The organism is Kitasatospora sp. NPDC101155 (assembly GCF_044768305.1).
Classification (GTDB): domain Bacteria; phylum Actinomycetota; class Actinomycetes; order Streptomycetales; family Streptomycetaceae; genus Kitasatospora.
Genome location: NZ_JBIWPN010000022.1, coordinates 59,374 through 77,410, shown reverse-complemented (window position 1 = coordinate 77,410; position 18,037 = coordinate 59,374). Strand labels below are relative to the sequence as shown.

Genomic DNA, 18,037 nt, shown 5'->3' with positions numbered 1-18,037 from the left:
CCGGCACCCACAAGGAGCCGCGGCGCCCCCGCACCGCGGCCCCTCCCCTCCCTCACGGCTTCAGCAGGCCCCCCTCGTACGCCTTGACCAGACGGCGCGGCACCAGGTGCTCACGCCCCTCGATCGTGATCGGGACGAGCTGCGGGGCCGCGGCCTTCCACTGCGACCGGCGGTGCCGGGTGTTGCTGCGGGACGTCTTCCGCTTGGGTACGGCCATGGGAGGTCTCTCCTCTATCGGGTGGTGGAGGCGTAGGGCAGCAGAGCCATCTCACGGGCGTTCTTGATCGCCCGGGCCATCGCCCGCTGCTGCTGGACGGTGAGGCGCGTGACGCGGCGGCTTCGAATCTTGCCCCGGTCGGAGACGAACCTCCGCAACAGGTCGGTGTCCTTGTAGTCGATGTACGTGATGCCGGCTTCGATCAGCGGGTTCGGGCGCGGTCGGGCCGGACGGCCGCCGGCAGTGCGCTTGGCCATCTCAGTGCCTTCCTTCCGTTACGCAGGAGCAAGAGGAGTCAGGAGACGGGTTCGAGGAAGTCCTCGAAGGCGTCCGGAAAGGCCTTCCAGCCCTGTTCGCCGTCCAGCAGTTCGGCGTCGGTGAGCAGGCAGGAGTCCAACAGCCCGACGATGCCGTCGACATCCAACCCCTCGGCGATGAAGACGAGTTGCTGGACGCGGTCACCGTGCACCGGGTGCCAGTCCAGGGCCGCGGCGGCCCGCCGGGAGGGCGGATACAGCTCCCAGGAGTCGTCCGGCAGCGCGGCCAGCCACGGCCCGCACTCCTCCACCGCGAGGCTGGCTCCGGCAGCGTCCCAGGCCAGCATCAGCTCCGGCCGGTTGGCCAGCCAGAACCGGCCGCGGCTGCGCTGCGCCGCCGGGACGAGCTGCTCCAGCGCCTCGTGCAGCCGGACCGGGTGCAGCGGCCGACGGCGCTCCCACACCAGGGTGGCCACTCCCGCCTCGTCGTGCTCGTGCGGAAGCAGCGCGAGGGCGGGGTTGACCCGGTCCCGGGCGGCGGCCACGTCGAAGCCCCCGAGTGCGGCGCGCAGCAGCTCACCGGTACCGAGCAGGACCCGGCGGGCGGTCGGGTGCAGCTGGCGCAGCATCGCCAGTCCCGCCTCGCCCCCACGGGCCACCGCGACCGTGGTCGCGTACTCGACCTGGTGGGCGAGCGCCTCGGCGCGCGTGCGGGTGTCGTCGGGAGAGGTGTGCTCGCCGTGCTCGGCCAGGTCGTCCGGGACGGAGAGCTCGCCCAACAGCCGGTCCGGGTCGACGGCGACCACCACACCCGCGAGTTCGACGAACTCCTCCAACGGGTGTCCGTCCACCTCACCGCCCGCGATCACCTCGACCACCGGGTGCGGGTCGCTGCCGCCCCACAGCTCGACGACGGCCAGCCCGTACTGCCCTTCCTCGGCCAGGCGCCGCAGCTCGGGCAGCAGGTCCTCGCGCAGCGCACAGCAGGCGCAGTCGTTGCTCAGCGGGACGTCCGCCGTGGCGATGGTGCCGGTGGCGTCGCGGAGTTCGCGGTGGACCGTACGGCGCGGGGCGTCGCGCAGGTCGTGGTGGAGGACGACGCCGTTGACGCAGCCGTCCAGCAACTCCTGGACGGCGCGGCGGCGTTCGGCGCGGTGCAGGCCGGCCACCACCACGACGGGAAGCCTGACGTGTTCGGGCACCGCGCTCACCAGCTCGACTTCCGCACGCCGGGCAGCTGTCCGGCGTGGGCCATGGTGCGCAGGTTGATGCGGGACAGGCCGAAGGCGCGCTGGTAGCCGCGGGGGCGTCCGTCCACGCTGTCGCGGTTGCGCACCCGGGTGGCGCTCGCGTCCCTGGGCTGGCGGGCGAGCTCGCGCTGCGCGGCGGCGCGCTCCTCCGGCGTGCTGGCCGGGTGGGCGATGACACGCTTCAGCTCGGCGCGGCGCTCGGCGTACCGCGCGACGGTCGCACGCCGCTGCTCGTTCTTGGCGATCTTGCTCTGCTTCGCCATCAGACCTTCTCCCCCCGGGCGCGGATGCGGGCGACGGCGGCCTCGATGCCGATGGCATCGACGGTCTTCAGACCCTTGGCGCTGAGCGTGAGGCGCACGTACCGGCCTTCGCCGGGCAGCCAGTAGCGCTTGCGCTGGATGTTCGGGTCGAAGCGGCGGCGGGTGCGGCGGTGCGAGTAGGAGATCGCATTGCCGAAGGACGGCTTGCGACCGGTGAGTTGGCAGTGGGCGGACATGGGGACGACTCCGTTGCTCATCGTGCGGGCAGGCAGGCGTTCGCTCCCCGGAACCGGCGTGGCGATCCCGGGGAGCGCGCCCCACACTACGCTAGATGAAAACGGATTTCATTTCGCCGAACGGCCTTCTCCGCCGGCCACCCCTTCCGTGCCGGCGCCCACCCGCCCCTTCCGGATGGTGAGACGCCTTGCAGAACGGATCGTCAGCAGGCCACGATGGTCCGCATGGATCGCCACGCCCACCTGTGCCGTCGACTCGACGTCGACCTGGCGCACGCGTGCTCCGCGATCTGTCGCCGCACCCGCTGAACGCGGTGGCCCGCCCGGCTGTTGCCGACTCCCCTCCGTCCCGCAGAACTCCGCCGCCATGCGGCGCGCTGTCCTGTGTCGCAGGCCGGACGGCCCCCACCGCAGTCCACCCGCCGCTCCTCACCCCAGGACACCCATGCGCCTCAAGGCACTCACGCGCGCCGCCGCTGCCGCGGCGGCCGCCCTGCTCACCCTGGCCGCACCCGCGCAGGCCGCGACCTCCTACACGCCCCTGCCACCGCACAACCCGTTCGCCGGTCCGAACGGCACGGCCACCATGCACGGCGACACCGGCTCCTCCGACGCCACGCCGCTGCCCGGCCCGGGCCCCGGCCCGCTCACCTCGCACCGCATCGCGCTGGCCTCCGCCTGCCCCACCATCCTGGTCGGCTCGGACGGCTACCCCGTCACGCTCTGCACCACGATCTTCGGCCGGACCCCGACGGTCCACCTGCTCGACCCGGCCACCGGCGAGTCGCTCACCGAACTCCCCCTCGCCAAAGGCACCTTGCTCGGCGGTGTCTACGCCTATCTGGACAACCGCGACCGACTGGTCGCGATCGACGGCAGCCGCACACTGCTACGGATCGCCCACCGGCGGACGGCGACCGGCGGCTGGCAGCTGTACGTCGACAGCTCGCTCTCGCTCGCGGGCGCCGTGCCGGACGGCGACGGCTCGGTCGGCATCGCCCCGGACTGGCAGGGCCGGGTCTGGTTCGCCACCGCCGGCGGCGTGGTCGGCACCGCCGACGACCGCACCGGGGCCGTCCGCTCACTCGCCCTCCCGGCAGGCGAGAAGATCGCCAACTCCATCTCCACCGCTCCCGGCGGCACCGCCGTGGCCACCACCCACGCCCTCTACCTGCTCACCTCCGACGCCGACGGCACCCCGCAGATCGTGTGGCGCCGCCCGTACGACCGCGGCCCGGGCCGCAAGCCCGGCCAACTCAGCTGGGGCACCGGATCGACGCCGGTGTTCTTCGGCCCGCACACCGGCACCGACTACCTGACCGTCGTCGACAACGCCGCCCCCACCGTCCATCTGCTGGTCTACCGGAGCGACAGCGGCGAGCAGGTCTGCTCCGTGCCCGTGCTCAGGTCCGGTGGCAGCGGCAGCGAGAACGCCCCGATCGGCGCCGGGAACTCCGTCTTCGTCGCCAGCACGTACGGTTACCCGTACCCGGCGCTGCCGGCCGACGCCGGAGCGAGCAACCCCGCCCAGGCCGACTTCCACGGCGGGCTCTCCCGCGTCGACGTCCACCCGGACGGCTCGGGCTGCGACCTCACCTGGGACACCGAGGTGCGCTCGTCCGCCGTACCCCTGCTGTCCACCGCCGACGGGCTGATCCACACCGTCCTGCGCGAGCCGATCGTCCCCCGCACCGACACGACCACCGCCCTCGACCCGTACTACTACGCGGAGATCGACCCGGAGACGGGAGCCGTGGTGCGGAAGAAGTGGCTGGGCAGCGGATTCATCTACGACACCCTGCAGATGGCCGGGACGATCGCGCCGGACGGGGTCGTGTACCAGGGCACTCTGACCGGCGTGGTGCGGGTCGCCACGAACTAGACCACCAGGCCGTCCACTCAAAGGCAACGAGCGGTGGGCGTCCCCGTCGCAAGGCCCGGGTCCGCGACTCGGGCCTTCGCGCATTCCCGCGCGCAATCTGCGGTGCGGGACTCGCCCCGGTTGCTCAGGCCCGGCGCACCCGGACGCCGCAGTCGGCGATCGCCTTCTCGTCGGCGTCGGGAAGCTCGGTGTCGGTCACCAGGTCGTGGACGTCGGTGAGCGGGCAGATCGAGGCGAAGGTGACCCGGCCGATCTTGGTGCGGTCGGCGAGCACGACCGTACGGGCGCTGCTGCGCAGGAAGGCGCGGTCGGTCTGGGCCTCCATCTCGTCGTGGGTGGTGCAGCCCTGCTCGGCGGTCAGACCGTCCACACCGATGAAGGCGAGGTCGAGGTGGTAGCGCTGGAGCATGCTGTCGGCGGCCGGGCCGACCAGTTCGTAGCTGGCCGAGCGGGCGATGCCACCGATCACCACCAGGCGGACCTCGGGGCGCACGATCAGCTCGGCCGCGATGTTGACGGCGTTGGTGACCACGGTGACGTTGCCCCGCTCGGCCAGGACCCGGGCCAGTTCGGTGGTGGTGGTGCCGCCGGTCAGGCCCACCACGGCGTCTTCCGGCACCAGCTCGGCGGCCGCCCGGGCGATCCGGCGCTTCTCCTCCTGCTGCTTCTCACTGCGGTGCCGCAGCGGGAGCTCCAGGTTCACCGATCCCGTCACCGCCCCACCGCGGGTGCGATGCAGCAGGCCCTGCTCGTGCAGTTCCTGGAGGTCGCGCCGGACCGTCGCGCCGGACACCCCGAGCAGCTCGGAGAGCGCGTGCACGTCGGCGCTCCCCGCTTCGGCGATGTACGACAGGATCCGGGCAGCGCGATCAGCTTTGAGCATGAACGGAGTGTAGGTCAGGCCTTGTCTCCTGCCCAACAAACAGATGCTTCTCCCCCAACGCCTGACATGACATGGAGACTCACTGCTCATAACTGATTATCCTTTCGCCAAATCGAGCATCTGCAAGCACCCGAGGAGGCTGTGATCGTCACGGACCGCATCACACTGGCCGGCCGACTGATTCTGCCCGGCAGCGTCATCGAGGCCGGCCGCCTGGCGATCGAGGGCTCCCGTATCGCGGCCGTCACGAGCGGTGAGACCGAGCCGGGTGACCTGGACCTGACCGGCCACACCGTCGTCCCCGGCTTCGTCGACCTGCACGTCCACGGCGGCGGCGGCGCCTCCTACGCCTCCGGCATCACCGAGGAGGCCCTGCTCGCCGCCCGCACCCACCTCGACCACGGCACCACCACCACCGTCGCCTCCACCGTCACCGGCGAGATCGACGACCTCGCCCGCCAGGCCCACGTCCTCTCCGAGTTGGTCGAGGACGGCGTCCTGGCCGGCATCCACTTCGAGGGCCCGTTCATCTCGCGCAACCGCTGCGGCGCCCACCGCCCCGACCTGCTGCGCGACCCCGACCCGGCCCTCGTCCGCAAACTCGTCGACGCCGCCCGCGGGCACGCCAAGATGGTCACCCTCGCCCCCGAACTCCCCGGCGGCCTCGACTCGGTGCGCATGCTCGCCGACCTCGGCGTCATCGCCGCCGTCGGCCACACCGACTCCGACTACGCCACCACCCTGGAGGCGATCGACGCCGGCGCCACCGTCGCCACCCACCTCTTCAACGCCATGCCCGGCATCGCCCACCGCGCCCCCGGCCCCATCGTCGCCCTGCTGGAGGACGAGCGGGTCACCGTCGAGCTGATCAACGACGGCGTGCACCTGCACCCCTCCGTCCTCGACCTCGCCTACCGCACCGCCGGCGCCCACCGCGTCGCCCTGATCACCGACGCCATGGGCGCCGCCGGCATGGGCGACGGCCTCTACCCCCTCGGCCCCCTCCAGGTCGAGGTGAAGGACGGCGTCGCGATGCTGGCCGACGGCAGCTCCATCGCCGGATCGACGCTGACCCTCGATCGCGCATTCCAAAGATCTGTCCAGATGGACAAGTTGACACTCCATCAAGCTGTCGAGTCACTTTCCACGACCCCGGCCCGCCTCCTTGGTCTGAGTGACTCGGTCGGCTCGCTGGAGACTGGCAAGCTCGCCGACCTGGTCGTGCTCGACTCCGACAGCTACGACCTGGTCGCCGTGATGCGCCACGGCCGGTGGGTCCGCGGCGGCGAGACCTTCTCCACCGTCAAGTCCGCCTGAGTCGCGCCCCAGGCAGCACGACAGCGAGGCCCGTCCCGTTCGGGACGGGCCTCGCCTCGTCAACACCCCCAGGCCGTTGGCACCTTGAGACGTCGTTGTCGTCGGTGTGTTCACCGATCGGGTTGACCCGCCCAGCGGCCGTCCGGCCGGTCGTCGTTCACGGGGCTCCTCGCCGTCGAGGGCCCCGGTTGTCCGCCGCTACCGCCAGTCGAGGAGCAGCCAGCCGCGGTGCGGCAGGTTCCGGTCGACCTCGACGGTGCGGCCGCCAGTGGTGGCGGTGACGGCCTCGGGATCGGCCAAGGGGCGGAGCAGGGTGCCCTCGGCGCGGACGGCGTCGCCGGGCAGGTGTACCTGCGGACGGGCCGGGTCGTCGCTGCCGTTGGCGACGGCGAGCCGCCAGCCGTCCTCGGTGGAGGTCAGGTGCGGGATCAGGTGGGGCCCGCCGGTGACCAGCGGCAGGGTCGGCGCGTCGCCTTCCAGGTAGCGGACCATGGCGTGCAGCAGGTGCTGGCCGTCGTCGTCGTAGGGCAGCAGCTCGACGGCGGTGGCGGCCAACACCCCCACGCGGCCGCCGAGTTCATTGGTGAAGACGCACCGGCCGGCACCCCAGACCCGGTGGTCCGGGGTCAGGATCTCGGTCCAGGTCTCGGCTTCCGCCGCGGGCCTGAGCCGGGCCAGGGCCGGCTGGACGTTGACGCTCAGGTACGCGCCGGCGCCGTCCCCCGAGAGCACGCGCTCCAGCGCGTACGGGCCCGGCTCACACGGGCTCTCGCGCTCGACGACGTCCTCGACGGTGACGCCCAGCAGGTCCCCGAACCCGCGTGCCCGGAGGATGTAGGCGGCGGTGCCGTCCAGCAGCAGGCCGCCGGCCAGCATCCGGCGGAGCTCGTTGTCGTCGTAGGCCCAGGCGAGCTGCCCGAACAGCACCCTGACCGGGGCGTCCTCGGCGGTGACCGGCACGCCGTAGCGGAGCAGGAAGTCCGCGGCCGGACCGGGGTCGACGGCCAGTTCGGCGAGGTCGCCGCCCCGCCGGGTGCGGACGTGCGCGGCGGCGTCCTGGCGCACCGGCAGCGTCACGCCGTGGGTGCGCGGCGCGGGCCCGGCGATCAGGTCGAGCGCGGGCCGGGAGCGGCGCAGCAGTTCGGCCACCCGGGGAAAACGCTGGGCACGGCCGGACTGCATGGGGTGGATGTTGAGGAACATGGCGTCCGAACCCGCGAGCTGGGCGGCGACCAGTTCGGACCAGGTCTGGGTGTCGGACTTGGACCAGGCGGTGTGCGGCCAGTTCTCGATCTCGGGTTCGCTGCGCACGTAAGCCGGCCGCAGCGCCCGCTGGACCTCCAGCATCCAGACGGAGAAGCTGAGTTCGCGCCCGGGGGCGTCGCCGTAGCGGGCGAAGTGCGGGCGGTGCGCGGCCTGCCTGTCGACGGCGAGGGCGTCGAAGAGGGCTGGCCAGTCGCGGCCCTCGACGGAGTGGACGCCGGGTTCGGAGCTCATCAGACCGAGCTGCGAGCGTCCGCCGGACGCCTTCGCGACCGCTGCCGCCACCTCGCCTGCTACCTCCAACTGGGCTGTTCGCCACACCTGTTGGAGGAGCGCGCGCCACGGGTGCGGGGCGCCGGGGGCGGTGACGGCGGCGACGACCCGTTCCCGGCTCACCGGCTCCCCCACCAGCGCGGCGAGGCGCTCCAGCATCAGCGGTTCGAAGCCTCCGCCCCAGGGCAGCGGTGCGTGGTTGTGGTAGCGGAAGTCGTCCTCCAGCCACAGCACGCGGAAACCGAGGTCGGCGAAGCGCGCGTAGTGGGCGGTGATCCAGGCCCGGAAGCGTGGGCAGGCAAGCGACGCCTGGGCCGTGGCCACCGTTCCGTCCGGTCCGACCATGGGGGTGAAGCCGAGGCGGTCGGCCCGGCCTCGGTCGGCGTGGCCGGCGGTGACCCAGGGGTTGAGGCTGACGTCGAGCCCGGCCTCGCGCAGGATCGTGACGGCCGTCGCCGCGGTGTCGTACAGGCGGTCCTCGGCCTCGCCCGCGGGGTGGCCGGTGTACAACTCCTCGGCTCCGAGCAGCAGGACAACCTCGTCGACGCCCGACTCCCGGCAGAACGAGGCGAGTTCGGCGGCGCGTTCGGCGGCGTCCGGGGTGGGGTGGAGCTGGAACCGCAGGTGGTACCGGGCGGGCACGCCGGGCCTCCTCATTTGACGCTGCCGGCGGTGAGGCCGGCGCGCCAGAAGCGTTGCAGGGACAGGAACAGGACGACCAGGGGTATCGCGGAGACCATGGCGGCGGTGACCACGATGTTGAGCGGCGGCGCGCCGGGGCCGATCGCCCGCTGGGCCTGCCAGCCGACGACCCCGACGGTGACCGGCTGGAGGTGGTCGTTGGCCAGCATCAGCACGGGCAGCAGGTAGTTGGTCCAGATGGAGACGAACTGGAACAGGAAGATCGTGACCAGCGCCGGGGACATCACCCGCAGCGCGATGGTGGCGAAGATCCGGAACTCCCCGGCACCGTCGATCCGTCCGGCCTCGATGAGCTCGTCGGGCACGGAGGCGGCGGCGTAGATCCGGGCCAGGTAGACCCCGAACGGGCTGACCGTGCTGGGCAGCAGGACCGCCCAGTAGGAGTTCACCAGGTGCAGCTGGGAGAACATCAGGTAGAGCGGCACGGCCAGCAGCGGCTGCGGGACGAGCACCGCGGCGAGGACGCCGTTGAACGTCAACTCCCGCCCCCGGAAGCGGTACTTGGCCAGCGCGTAGCCCGCCATCGCCGCGATCAGGGTACTGACGCCCGCGCCGCCCACCGCGTAGAGGGCGCTGTTGCCCAGCCACTGCCAGTAGATGCCGTCCTGGCGGGTGAACACGTCCCGCAGGTTGTCGAAGAGGGCGAAGTCGCCGAACCAGAAGCCGTTTCCGGAGAACAGGCCACTGCTGGTCTTGGTCGAGGCGACCAGCAGCCACCACACCGGGGCGAGGAAGTAGACCGAGGCGATCAGCAGCACGCCGAGCGTGAGCCAGCGGGAGGCCGTGTACCGGGCCGCGTGGGTGGTGTTCACAGGGCGGCTCCGCGGCGCTGGACGAGCTTGAGGAAGCCGAAGGACAGCACAAACGCCAGCAGCGCGAGCACGACGGACTCGGTGGCGGCGATATTGAAGTTGTTGGCGTCCACGGCGTTGTAGGCGGCGTAGATGGGGGTGTAGGTGCTGCTGAGGTTGGGGGCGACGTTGTGCAGGATCGCCGGCTCGTTGTAGAGCTGGGCGGTGCCGATGATGGAGAACACCGTGGTCAGCACCAGGGCCGGGCGGATCATCGGCACCTTGATGCGCCAGGCGATCCCGAAGGCCGAGCAGCCGTCCATCGTGGCCGCCTCGCTGAGCTCCGCCGGGATGGCCTGGAGCGCGGAGTAGATGATCAGCATGTTGTAGCCGGTCCAGCCCCAGGTCAGCATGTTGCCGATGGTCGGGCCGAGCATGCCGTCGGAGGTCAGGTTCAGGTGCAGGCCCAGGTGCTGGGCGGCGGCGGTGATCGGGCTCAGGCCGGGGGCGACCAGGTACGACCACATGATCGCGCCGACCACGCCGGGGAGGGCGTAGGGCAGGAAGAAGGCCAGCCGGAAGAACCGCTTGAACATGGTCGACTTCGCGTCCAGCAGCAGTGCCAGGACCAACGCCAGCAGCAGCATCAGCGGCACCTGGACCACGCCGATCAGCAGCACCCTCAGCAGCGAGCCGCGGAACTGCGGATCGCCCAGCGCGGTGGCGTAGTTGCCGAGGCCGGCGAAGGCCTGGGTGGGTGCCGAGAGGCCGAGGCCGGAGCGGTGCATCCGGAACAGGCTCTGGTAGACGGTGTAGCCGATCGGCGCCAGGTACAGGGCCGTGAACAGCAGCAGGAACGGACCCAGGAACAGTGCGACGGTCCGGGCCGGGCCGCGGCGGCGCCGAGCCGGCCGGGCGGCCGGGTCCTGCGGTGCTGTCCGCCCGGCGAGGGCGGTGGTCATGGGTTTCGTCTCTCCTTGATCGGGCCGGGCTGCCCCGGCCTGACCGGTCCTTCGCGGCTGGTGCGGGGCCGGTCGGTGGGTGGCCCCGCACCCGTGGGGGACGGCGCGGGACCGGTCGGTGGGGCGTCAGCCGGCGACGGCGAGGCCCTGCTGCTTCATGCCGGCCACGGTCTTGCCCTGCACGTCGGTGAGTACGTTCGGCAGGGTGGCGCCGCCGGCGCCCGCCTTGCCGAGCCCGTCGCCGAGATCGGTGGAGGTCTGGGTCATGGTGGGGCCCCACTGCCAGGTGGTGGTGATGTGGGCGGTCTCGGCCTTGAAGACGTCGTAGATGGTCTGGCCGCCGTAGAACGCGTCCGGCTGGGTGAGCGCCGGGTTGGACAGGCCCGAGGTGGCAGCGGGGTAGATGCCGGTGACCTTGATCAGGTTGCCGACGCTGTCCGCGTCGGTGCTCATCCAGGTGGCGAACTCGGCGGCCTCCTTGGCGTGGGCACAGCCCTTGAGGACGGCCGTGGCCGAGCCGCCGTCGTTTCCGTACGCGGGGTTGGCCGCGTCCCAGACCGGCATCGGGGCGACGGCCCACTGGCCGGCGCCGTCCTTGACGCTGGTGGCGATGATCGGCGCGTCCCAGACCGCGTTGACGTCGGAGAGGATCTTGCCGTTCGCCATGTCGCTGAACTGCGAGGCGTCGTTGCTCGGGTCGGTCTTCAGCAGCTTCTTGTCCAGCAGGTCCTGCCAGTAGGAGGCGACCTTCTTGTTGGCGTCGCTGTTCAGGCTCACCTGCCACTGGTCGTTGCCGGTGCCGAACCACTTGGCGCCGGCCTGCCAGGCGAGCCCGGCGTAGGTGTACGGGTCGTTGCCGAAGTTGCCGAGGTAGACGGTCGGGTCAGCCGCGTGCACCTTGGCGGCGTCGGCCGCGTACTCGTCCCAGGTCACCGGGGGCTTGTCGATGCCGTACTTGGCGAACAGGTCCTTGCGGTACATCAGTGCCATCGGCGCGGTGTCGACCGGGATGCCGTAGGTGTGGCCGTCGACGGTGACCTGGTTCCAGGTCCAGTCCGCGAACTGCTCCTTGGCGTCGGCGGTGTACTTGCCGACGTCGGTGAGGGCGCCCGCGGCGGCGAAGCTGGGCAGGGTCTCGTAGCCGACCTGGGCCAGGCAGGGGGCGTTGCCGGCCTTGGCGGCGGTGAGCATCTTCGTGTAGCCACCCTTGGAGCCGGAGGCGGTCTTGTCGAAGGTGACCTGGATGTTCGGGTGGGTCTTGTTGAACAGGGCGATCGACTCGTCGTAGCCCGGGGCCCAGCCCCAGAAGTCGAGCTTGACCGGGCCCGACGCGGCACCCGGGTCGCCGCTTCCGCCGCCGCTGGACGAGCAGCCGGCGACGAGGGCCGCGGCCGTCACGACCGCGAGCGCGGCGGCCATCGAAACAGGTCTTGCCTTCACGTGTGTCTCCTCGGACCCAGGTGGGAAAGCGGGAACCAGCTAATTCGTTCGGTTATTGTTTGAACCAACCCTGATAAAGTCAAGAGGCAGCGGAAGGAGACCGCCGGCGCCCGTGATCACAGGTCATGCGGCAAGAGCCCGGCGGGCCTCGGCATGGACGCAGGAGAGGAACCGTTCGTGAAGGCAGCGCTTCAGGGGTCGGGCGTACGGAGTCTGGCCATGGCCGGACCGGCCGTCGCCCGCGACCGCTCGTCGTCCCGCCGGGCCAACCTCGGCATGGTGCTGCGACTGCTGCGCGACGAGGGCCCGCGCTCGCGCGCCCGTATCTCCGAGGACACCGGCCTGCCCAAGGCGACCGTCTCCAACCTGACCGCGGAGCTGCTGGAGGGCCGCCTGATCCGCGAGGGCGAGGCCGAGCGCGACCGGGGCACGGTCGGCAGACCCGGGCAGGCCGTGGAGATCGACGGCAGCGGAGTGCACGGCATCGGCGCCGAGATCAACGTCGACTACGTCAGCCTGCTCGCCCTCAACCTCAAGGGCGAGGTCACCGCGGAGCAGCGGATCCCCTTCGACGTGCGGGCCGCCGGGCCCGACGCCACCCTGGACACCACCGCACAGCTGGTCGCCCGAGGCATCGAGGCACTGCGCCGCGACGGCGGGCACGTCGTCGGCGTCACCCTGGCCACGCCCGGCGCCACCGACATGACCACCGGCACCGTCGGCTTCGCGTCCAACATCGGCTGGCGGGACGTACCGGCCATCGCCGGCCTGCGCGAGCGCCTCGGGCCGGGCGCCCCGGAAATGCACCTGGAGAACGACGCGAAGCTCGGCGCCCTGGCCGAGTACGTGACCGCCTCCGCCGCGGGCGTCCGCGACCTCGTCCACGTCACCGGCCAGACCGGCGTCGGGGTCGGCATCATCGCCGGCGGGCAGCTGGTGCGCGGCGCCGGCGGCTACGCGGGCGAGGTCGGCCACCTGCAGCTGGTGCCCTCCGAGCAGCTGTGCGCCTGCGGCCGGCGCGGCTGCTGGGAGACCACCATCGGCCGCGGCGCCCTGCTGCGCTACGCCGCCGACCCCGGTGACCTGGTCTGGGACCCGATGGTGGACCTGGAGCGCCGCCTCGCCGAACTGCGCGACCGCGCGGGCGCCGGGGACGCCCGCACGCTGGAGGCGCTGCAGCGGATCGCCGACAACCTCGCCCCCGGGCTGGCGCTGCTGGCCGACATCCTCAACCCCCGGCTCATCGTGCTCGGCGGCCACTTCGCCTTCTTCGGCGAGTACCTGCTCGACAGCGTGACCGCCCAGGTGCGCGAGCGGGTGATGGCACCGGACGCCGGCGGGTGCGAGATCGTCCTGTCCACCACCGGACTGACCGGCACCGCGCGCGGCGGCGCCCTGCTCGCCCTCGACGCCGTGTACCACGACCCGACCAGCGCCATGACGCCCGCACAGCGCTGACCGTACGCCCCCTCCCGGCCGTCGGCCCCGCGGCCGCGGCCCGCGCGCGCGATCACCTTCGGATCACCGTGCGATCCGTTCTCGTGCACGGGGGTTGACACCACAGGGGATACGTTCGGATTCTGACGGAACTAATCACCGGTCGTGCTGCCTCCCCACCCACTCCGCAGGCAGCGCGCCGGTGGCGCTTCCACGGGGGCGGGCTCCACCCGCACCGCGTCCGGCTGCCCGTCGTGCCGGCGACGACCACCCACGCCGAGTCCGGCCGGACCTGACACACAGCACCCGTTGCTCCAGGATGGTCACCATGCCCGAACACCCACTCCCCGGCCAGAGCCCCACACCCGACAACACGTCAGCTTCGGCGCCGTCAGATCGCCTGCCGGCCGCCCCGCCCGCCCCCGGCTCGCCGCGCCGGATCGCCGACGACCACGTCGCCGCCACGGTCGCCCACGACCCCTCGACCGCCGCCTGGCTGGGAGAACCGGTCGGAGCGGACCGGCAGCCCGACTTCACACCCGAGTGGTACGACGAGACCGCCGACCTGGCCCGGCGGACGCTGGCACAGCTGGCGCACGCGACAGTGCCCGCCACCGGAGCGGAGGCGGACTGCGCGCGGCTGCTCCGCGAGCGGCTGACGGCCGAACTGGCCGGCCACGAGGCCGGCGACCACCTCTGGTCGCTGCGGCCCCTGAACTCGCCGCTCCACACGCTGCGCCGGACCCTGACCCTGTCGCCGGCCGGGACCGAGACGGACTGGGAGAACCTGGGCGGCCGGCTGCGGGCGCTGCCGGGAGCCCTGGACGGGTACCGGCGAACGCTGCGGGCCGGGATCGACCGCGGGCTGCTGTCGGCGCCGCGCCAGGTCGAGGCGGTGATCGGGCAGCTGACCGCCTGGCTCGGCGAGGAGAGCGGCGGGCCCAGCTGGTTCACCACCTTCGTCGCGCCCGGACCGGAGCGCCGGCGGGCCGCCCTGGACCGGGCCGCACTCGACGCCACCACCGCGATCGCCGCCTTCCGCGACTGGCTGCGCACCGACTACGCGCCCGCCGCGGTCGGGGTTCCGGACGCGGTCGGCGAGGAGAAGTACCTGCGCGCCGCCCGCCAGGCCACCGGCGCCGACCTGAACGTCACGGACGCCTACGACTGGGCCTGGACCGAGTTCCACCGCACCCTCGACGAGATGCGCCGCGCCACCCGGCAGGTGCTGCCCGGCGCGAGCGTGCTGGAGGCGATGAACCACCTGAACGAGCACGGCCACGCGATCGAGGGCGAGGAAGGCATCCGCGCCTGGCTGCAGGAGCTGATCGAGCAGGCGATCGAGGACCTGGACGGCACCCACTTCGACATAGCCGGACCGCTGCGGCGGGTGGAGACCCACATCGCGCCGCCCGGAACCTCGGTGGCGCCGCACTACGCGGGCCCCAGCCTGGACTTCAGGCGCCCCGGCCGCACCTACCTGCCGGCGCTGGGCCGCACCCGGTTCCCGACCTGGCAGCTGGTCAGCACCTGGTACCACGAGGGCGTCCCGGGCCACCACCTGCAGCTCGCCCAGGCCGTCACCCTGCAGCACCGGCTGACCCGCTACCAGGTCACCCTGGGCAAGATCAGCGCCAACAGCGAGGGCTGGGCGCTGTACGCCGAGCAGCTGATGGACGAGCTGGGCTTCCTCACCGACCCGGCGAACCGGCTCGGCTACCTGGACAAGCAGATGCTGCGGATCATCCGGGTGATCATCGACATCGGCATGCACCTGCGCCTGCGGATCCCGGCCGACTCACCGTTCCACCCCGGCGAGCACTGGACACCCGAGCTGGGCACCGCCTTCATGGCCGCCTACCACGGCAGCCCGGCGGCACGGCGCAACGGCGAGATCGAGCGCTACCTGGGCTGGCCCGGCCAGGCGATCGGTTACAAGCTCGGCGAGCGCGCCTGGCTGGCGGGCCGGGCCGAGGCCAAGCGGCGCCGCGGTGCCGACTTCGACCTCAAGACCTGGCACATGGCCGCCCTCTCCCAGGGCTCACTGGGCCTGGACGACCTGGCCACCAGCCTCGCGGCGCTCTGACGGCCCACCATCCGACACCGGGTCGGGTCCGGTTCGGCGGCCCCTTCCCCCACCGGAAGGGGCCGCCGGCCGAGCCGCGGTGGGCACCTGCTCCCCCGACGGGCCACTACCTCGGGCCGAAGGTGTTGAGGAAGGCGCCGGGTGCCGCCGGTGCCGCGGCCGCGGGGGCGGTGAGTCCGGTGCTGATCGCGGCCGTCACGGCCGCTGCGGCGAGGAGCTCTACCCTGCTGCTCCTCTGCAGGAGAGCTGCCGTCAGTTCGCCGGTGCGGTGGTGCTCGGGGTCGCGTTGCTGTACGAGCCGGCCACGATGGGCCATTCGTTCTGGTAGAGCTTGAACGGCAGGTCCTTCTCCAGCAGCGGGGTGCCGAGGATGGCGATGCGCGCCATGACGGCCCCGTTCACGTTCAGCCCGCCGTAGAGACCGGCCTTGCCGGTGACGACCGGCTTGCCGGCGCTGGAGTCGATGCTGACCGCGCCGTCCACCGCGGCGCGCAGGTACGGCTCGACGGTGGCCTTCACGCCCACGGTGTCGTAGAGGGCGACCGAGCCGTCGGCGACCAGGCCGGCGCGGACGTTGGCGTTGCCGTTGAAGGCGGCCTTGACCGGGGAGACGGTGGTCTTGACCGGCTCGGTGGCGCTGGTCCAGCCGGTGGCCTTGGTGTAGTCGGCGTGGACGCCCCAGGCGCCGTCGATGTTCTGCGTGGTGTCGACGGTGACGGTGCCGTCGGCGCTGACCTCGGCGTAGACGGTGAGGTTGAGGGTGATCACGACGGGCACCTCGCCGACCATGATCGTGGGGGTGGCGGTGAGGGTGGCGATCGGTATCTTGACCTGGCCGGTGGAGCCGGTGAGTCCGGCGGTGATGTGCCAGTTGGCGTGCGCGCCGAGGTCGAAACCGACCTTGGCCTGGTCGGCGCCGAGGATGCCGTGGGTGCCCTGGTAGCTGAAGTCGAGGCTCGGGTCGAGTTCGAGCGAGCCGGAGAGCGTGGCCTTGCCACCGCCGGGCAGGGGGACGCTGTCGTTGGCGTCCAGCTTCAGCACGGCCGAGGCGGACCCGGTGCCGCCGTTGGGGTTGGGGACGTAGGAGGCCTTGAGGTCCTTGAGCTGCGGGGTGACCTTGATGTTGTGCGGGTCCAGGGCAGTCTTGATCTTGGCCCAGGTCTGGCCGAGCAGTTCGGAGATGGTGGCCGGGCGCGTGCTCGCCTCGACCTTCCCGCCCGCGACCGGCTTGACCTCGGTGATCGCGAGCAGCGCGCCCTGCGGCGCGGCCGGCGTCGGCGGGCTGTCGATCAGCTGACCGGGCTGGACTGCCGCGGTGGCCGCGGCGGAGGCCGACGGGCTGGGGCTGCCCTTGACGGTGTCGGCGGCGGCGAGGACGACCTTGCCGCTCTGCTTGTCGTAGGAGTCCAGCTTGAGGTCGGGCGTCTTGGCCGGGGTGGGCTGCCCGGACGGGGTCGCGGCGGGCGTGCCCGACGCGATGGGGGTGGCCGGGGTCGCCTTGGGCGTGCCGGAGGCGGTCGGGCCGGTCGACGACTGGCCGGCGGCCGGAGTCACCAGGGTCACCTTCGAGGTGCCCGCGGGGGCCTGGGCCGCCGCCGGGGTCCCGTCGGTCAGGACGGGGGCGGCCGGCGCGGTCGCGGAGGCGGCAGTGGGGTCGGCGGTCGGCGTGGTCGGATCACAGGCAGTGAGCGAGAGCACCACGGACGCGGCGAGCGCGGACAGCGCAACGGTGCGCATGGACATGCGGAGGGTCACCTTTGACGTCAGGCGGACAGGAATGCAGGCGACTGCCGTCAGATCAGGGGGTGGCCAGGCCGGAAGTGGCCGCTTTCGCCGTCGGCCGGAGCGTCAGAAGCGCTCTCGAAGGCCGGTCTTGGCGCCGCACAGGGCCGCCAGACGTCCCACCGGGCACCCCCTAAAACTAGAGCCAGTAGTTTCGCCTGGGCGAGAACGTACACTAGAGGGATCATGGGCTCCAACCCGGAGGAGGGCCGGACCGGCACAGAGGAAGCAGGAGGACAGCAGATGGGCAGACCGTCGAGACCGCTGGTGACGAAGGAGCGGATCATGCGGGCCGCTCTCGCACTGATCGACGAAGAGGGCCCTGACGCCCTGTCGACTCCCCGCATCGCCGCCCGGCTCGGTGTCAAGGGCCCGTCGCTGTACAACCACATCTCAGGACGCGACGAGATCATCGACGGGATCTGCGAGCTCATCGTCGCCGAGATGGACCTCGACATGAGCGTCCGCCCGTGGACCACCGCTCTGGACACCTGGGCACGCCACTACCGCGCCGGCCTCGGCGCCCACCCGAACGCGGTGCCACTGTTCCGGACCCGACCGGCCCAGTCCTCCTCCGCGCTCCAGGGCTACGCCGAGACCTTCGCCATGCTGCGTGAAGCCGGCTGGCCCGAGGAATACCTCCTGCCGATCGTGCACTCGTTCCAGTCCCTCATCGTCGGCTCGATGCTCATCGTGAACACACCGCGCGATCTGCTGGGCCCGGCCGAGGAGCTGCCGCCCGGACTCGACCCCTTGTTGAACCCGCCGCCCAACCACCGCGACCTCACCTTCGAGATCGGCGTGACCGCGCTCATCCGCGGCCTCCAGGACACCCTGGACCTCATCCACCCCGCCCACCGCTCCTGAACGGACCTCCGGCGGCGAAGCAGACGGCCGCCGGCTAGGACCGGTCGGCACTCGATCCCGGGATTCATTCGGGATTCATCCGGCGGGCCTACCGTTGACGGGCGCATGACCCGGGGCGAATCATGGCCC

At 72.0% G+C, this 18,037-nt stretch carries 17 protein-coding genes and 1 pseudogene; 5 read left to right on the top strand and 13 right to left on the bottom strand.

Translation table 11 applies throughout. The annotated features are described in order from the left end of the window. Positions 1-52 precede the first annotated feature (52 nt). From rpmF to ACIRYZ_RS28295, 6 genes are all read right to left on the bottom strand, one after another. A complete protein-coding gene (gene rpmF, locus ACIRYZ_RS28320) occupies positions 53-217 on the bottom strand; it encodes a 50S ribosomal protein L32 (RefSeq protein ID WP_387630387.1) in 165 nt (54 codons plus the stop codon). A 14-nt stretch (positions 218-231) separates the two neighbouring features. Continuing rightward, positions 232-474, bottom strand: coding sequence for a 30S ribosomal protein S18 (gene rpsR / locus ACIRYZ_RS28315; RefSeq protein WP_402949346.1), 243 nt, complete (start codon positions 472-474; stop codon positions 232-234). A 38-nt stretch (positions 475-512) separates the two neighbouring features. Beyond that, positions 513-1,676, bottom strand: coding sequence for a CobW family GTP-binding protein (locus ACIRYZ_RS28310; protein WP_402949344.1), 1,164 nt, complete (start codon positions 1,674-1,676; stop codon positions 513-515). A 5-nt stretch (positions 1,677-1,681) separates the two neighbouring features. Further along, on the bottom strand, positions 1,682-1,987 hold the full coding sequence (gene rpsN, locus ACIRYZ_RS28305) for a 30S ribosomal protein S14 (RefSeq protein ID WP_402949342.1): 306 nt from the start codon (positions 1,985-1,987) through the stop codon (positions 1,682-1,684). Beyond that, a complete protein-coding gene (gene rpmB, locus ACIRYZ_RS28300) occupies positions 1,987-2,223 on the bottom strand; it encodes a 50S ribosomal protein L28 (protein WP_402949339.1) in 237 nt (78 codons plus the stop codon). Before rpmB ends, rpsN begins: the two co-directional genes overlap by 1 nt. Before the next feature lie 108 nt (positions 2,224-2,331). Then, positions 2,332-2,499 carry a hypothetical protein gene (locus tag ACIRYZ_RS28295; RefSeq protein WP_402949337.1) on the bottom strand — a complete coding sequence of 56 codons (168 nt, stop codon included), beginning with the start codon at positions 2,497-2,499 and terminating at the stop codon, positions 2,332-2,334. A 169-nt stretch (positions 2,500-2,668) separates the two neighbouring features. Here ACIRYZ_RS28295 and ACIRYZ_RS28290 point away from each other — a divergent pair, with 169 nt between their 5' ends. Further along, a complete protein-coding gene (locus ACIRYZ_RS28290; protein ID WP_402949335.1) occupies positions 2,669-4,105 on the top strand; it encodes a hypothetical protein in 1,437 nt (478 codons plus the stop codon). Positions 4,106-4,229: 124 nt separating this feature from the next. Here the strand turns inward: ACIRYZ_RS28290 and ACIRYZ_RS28285 are convergent, their stop codons facing one another. After that, on the bottom strand, positions 4,230-4,988 hold the full coding sequence (locus ACIRYZ_RS28285; protein WP_393035636.1) for a DeoR/GlpR family DNA-binding transcription regulator: 759 nt from the start codon (positions 4,986-4,988) through the stop codon (positions 4,230-4,232). Between the two features lie 141 nt (positions 4,989-5,129). Here ACIRYZ_RS28285 and nagA point away from each other — a divergent pair, with 141 nt between their 5' ends. After that, positions 5,130-6,305: an N-acetylglucosamine-6-phosphate deacetylase gene (gene nagA / locus ACIRYZ_RS28280; RefSeq protein ID WP_402949332.1), complete on the top strand. Its 1,176-nt coding sequence runs from the start codon at positions 5,130-5,132 to the stop codon at positions 6,303-6,305. On the opposite strand, the pseudogene ACIRYZ_RS28275 reads toward nagA, so the two are convergent. The 5 genes and pseudogenes from ACIRYZ_RS28275 to ACIRYZ_RS28255 all read right to left on the bottom strand — a co-directional run. Next, positions 6,292-6,447 (bottom strand): annotated as a pseudogene (locus ACIRYZ_RS28275) (galactokinase family protein); the annotation flags it as partial. The gene nagA and the pseudogene ACIRYZ_RS28275 overlap by 14 nt on opposite strands. 56 nt (positions 6,448-6,503) lie before the next feature. Then, positions 6,504-8,483, bottom strand: a complete 1,980-nt coding sequence (locus tag ACIRYZ_RS28270) for a hypothetical protein (RefSeq protein WP_402949329.1) — start codon at positions 8,481-8,483, stop codon at positions 6,504-6,506. Positions 8,484-8,494: 11 nt separating this feature from the next. Next, on the bottom strand, positions 8,495-9,355 hold the full coding sequence (locus ACIRYZ_RS28265; RefSeq protein ID WP_402949327.1) for a carbohydrate ABC transporter permease: 861 nt from the start codon (positions 9,353-9,355) through the stop codon (positions 8,495-8,497). Further along, on the bottom strand, positions 9,352-10,296 hold the full coding sequence (locus tag ACIRYZ_RS28260) for a carbohydrate ABC transporter permease (protein WP_402949325.1): 945 nt from the start codon (positions 10,294-10,296) through the stop codon (positions 9,352-9,354). Before ACIRYZ_RS28260 ends, ACIRYZ_RS28265 begins: the two co-directional genes overlap by 4 nt. A 126-nt stretch (positions 10,297-10,422) precedes the next feature. After that, positions 10,423-11,736: an ABC transporter substrate-binding protein gene (locus ACIRYZ_RS28255; protein WP_402949323.1), complete on the bottom strand. Its 1,314-nt coding sequence runs from the start codon at positions 11,734-11,736 to the stop codon at positions 10,423-10,425. Between the two features lie 219 nt (positions 11,737-11,955). Between ACIRYZ_RS28255 and ACIRYZ_RS28250 the strand changes: the two genes are divergently transcribed. Together ACIRYZ_RS28250 and ACIRYZ_RS28245 are read left to right on the top strand one after the other, a co-directional pair. Next, a complete protein-coding gene (locus tag ACIRYZ_RS28250) occupies positions 11,956-13,194 on the top strand; it encodes an ROK family protein (protein WP_402949321.1) in 1,239 nt (412 codons plus the stop codon). Between the two features lie 307 nt (positions 13,195-13,501). Further along, positions 13,502-15,259: a DUF885 domain-containing protein gene (locus tag ACIRYZ_RS28245; protein WP_402949318.1), complete on the top strand. Its 1,758-nt coding sequence runs from the start codon at positions 13,502-13,504 to the stop codon at positions 15,257-15,259. Between the two features lie 252 nt (positions 15,260-15,511). On the opposite strand, the gene ACIRYZ_RS28240 is transcribed toward ACIRYZ_RS28245, so the two are convergent. After that, on the bottom strand, positions 15,512-17,002 hold the full coding sequence (locus ACIRYZ_RS28240) for a hypothetical protein (protein WP_402949316.1): 1,491 nt from the start codon (positions 17,000-17,002) through the stop codon (positions 15,512-15,514). Between the two features lie 282 nt (positions 17,003-17,284). On the opposite strand from ACIRYZ_RS28240, the gene ACIRYZ_RS28235 reads away from it, so the two are divergent. Beyond that, positions 17,285-17,908 carry a TetR/AcrR family transcriptional regulator gene (locus ACIRYZ_RS28235; RefSeq protein ID WP_402949313.1) on the top strand — a complete coding sequence of 208 codons (624 nt, stop codon included), beginning with the start codon at positions 17,285-17,287 and terminating at the stop codon, positions 17,906-17,908. The last annotated feature ends 129 nt before the right edge of the window (positions 17,909-18,037 follow it).

Bases quoted from the DNA above. Each gene is read 5' to 3' on its own strand.
- rpmF (WP_387630387.1), bottom strand. From the start codon at position 217: ATGGCCGTACCCAAGCGGAAGACGTCCCGCAGCAACACCCGGCACCGC.
- rpsR (WP_402949346.1), bottom strand. From the start codon at position 474: ATGGCCAAGCGCACTGCCGGCGGCCGTCCGGCCCGACCGCGCCCGAAC.
- rpsN (WP_402949342.1), bottom strand. From the start codon at position 1,987: ATGGCGAAGCAGAGCAAGATCGCCAAGAACGAGCAGCGGCGTGCGACC.
- rpmB (WP_402949339.1), bottom strand. From the start codon at position 2,223: ATGTCCGCCCACTGCCAACTCACCGGTCGCAAGCCGTCCTTCGGCAAT.
- ACIRYZ_RS28290 (WP_402949335.1), top strand. From the start codon at position 2,669: ATGCGCCTCAAGGCACTCACGCGCGCCGCCGCTGCCGCGGCGGCCGCC.
- ACIRYZ_RS28285 (WP_393035636.1), bottom strand. From the start codon at position 4,988: ATGCTCAAAGCTGATCGCGCTGCCCGGATCCTGTCGTACATCGCCGAA.
- ACIRYZ_RS28260 (WP_402949325.1), bottom strand. From the start codon at position 10,296: ATGACCACCGCCCTCGCCGGGCGGACAGCACCGCAGGACCCGGCCGCC.
- ACIRYZ_RS28250 (WP_402949321.1), top strand. From the start codon at position 11,956: ATGGCCGGACCGGCCGTCGCCCGCGACCGCTCGTCGTCCCGCCGGGCC.
- ACIRYZ_RS28245 (WP_402949318.1), top strand. From the start codon at position 13,502: ATGCCCGAACACCCACTCCCCGGCCAGAGCCCCACACCCGACAACACG.
- ACIRYZ_RS28240 (WP_402949316.1), bottom strand. From the start codon at position 17,002: ATGTCCATGCGCACCGTTGCGCTGTCCGCGCTCGCCGCGTCCGTGGTG.
- ACIRYZ_RS28235 (WP_402949313.1), top strand. From the start codon at position 17,285: ATGGGCAGACCGTCGAGACCGCTGGTGACGAAGGAGCGGATCATGCGG.